The sequence below is a fragment of the Virgibacillus sp. JSM 102003 genome, from assembly GCF_041949995.1.
Taxonomy (GTDB): Bacteria; Bacillota; Bacilli; order Bacillales; family Amphibacillaceae; genus Lentibacillus.
In genome coordinates, this window is record NZ_JBHFQH010000030.1 from 1 (window position 1) to 1,552 (window position 1,552).

Genomic DNA, 1,552 nt, shown 5'->3' on the forward strand with positions numbered 1-1,552 from the left:
TGTGGAACGAGCGGCGGACGGGTGAGTAACACGTGGGCAACCTGCCTGTAAGACTGGGATAACCCCGGGAAACCGGGGCTAATACCGGATAATATTTTTCAGCACATGTTGAGAAATTGAAAGGCGGCTTTTAGCTGTCACTTACAGATGGGCCCGCGGCGCATTAGTTAGTTGGTAGGGTAACGGCCTACCAAGGCGACGATGCGTAGCCGACCTGAGAGGGTGATCGGCCACACTGGGACTGAGACACGGCCCAGACTCCTACGGGAGGCAGCAGTAGGGAATCATCCGCAATGGACGAAAGTCTGACGGTGCAACGCCGCGTGAGTGATGAAGGTTTTCGGATCGTAAAACTCTGTTGTTAGGGAAGAACAAGTACCGTTTGAATAAGGCGGTACCTTGACGGTACCTAACCAGAAAGCCCCGGCTAACTACGTGCCAGCAGCCGCGGTAATACGTAGGGGGCAAGCGTTGTCCGGAATTATTGGGCGTAAAGCGCTCGCAGGCGGTCTTTTAAGTCTGATGTGAAAGCCCACGGCTCAACCGTGGAGGGTCATTGGAAACTGGAGGACTTGAGTGCAGAAGAGGAGAGTGGAATTCCACGTGTAGCGGTGAAATGCGTAGAGATGTGGAGGAACACCAGTGGCGAAGGCGACTCTCTGGTCTGTAACTGACGCTGAGGAGCGAAAGCGTGGGGAGCGAACAGGATTAGATACCCTGGTAGTCCACGCCGTAAACGATGAGTGCTAGGTGTTAGGGGGTTTCCGCCCCTTAGTGCTGAAGTTAACGCATTAAGCACTCCGCCTGGGGAGTACGGCCGCAAGGCTGAAACTCAAAAGAATTGACGGGGGCCCGCACAAGCGGTGGAGCATGTGGTTTAATTCGAAGCAACGCGAAGAACCTTACCAGGTCTTGACATCCTCTGCCAGCGGTAGAGATACCGTGTTCCCTTCGGGGACAGAGTGACAGGTGGTGCATGGTTGTCGTCAGCTCGTGTCGTGAGATGTTGGGTTAAGTCCCGCAACGAGCGCAACCCTTGATCTTAGTTGCCAGCATTAAGTTGGGCACTCTAAGGTGACTGCCGGTGACAAACCGGAGGAAGGTGGGGATGACGTCAAATCATCATGCCCCTTATGACCTGGGCTACACACGTGCTACAATGGATGGAACAAAGGGCAGCGAAGCCGCAAGGTGTAGCAAATCCCATAAAACCATTCTCAGTTCGGATTGCAGGCTGCAACTCGCCTGCATGAAGCCGGAATCGCTAGTAATCGCGGATCAGCATGCCGCGGTGAATACGTTCCCGGGCCTTGTACACACCGCCCGTCACACCACGAGAGTTGGCAACACCCGAAGTCGGTGAGGTAACCTTCATGGAGCCAGCCGCCGAAGGTGGGGCCAATGATTGGGGTGAAGTCGTAACAAGGTAGCCGTATCGGAAGGTGCGGCTGGATCACCTCCTTTCTAAGGATATTAGAAGGAACGTCGAGTGGAGTCCCGTTGGGACTCGCTCGGTAAGGACATATATGGTTGTTTGGTTCAGTTTTGAGGG

At 54.5% G+C, this 1,552-nt stretch carries 1 rRNA gene; it reads left to right on the forward strand.

The window, feature by feature from the left end:
* Nucleotides 1-1,464, forward strand: a 16S ribosomal RNA gene (locus ACE1TG_RS19630); the annotation flags it as partial.
* Nucleotides 1,465-1,552 lie beyond the last annotated feature (88 nt).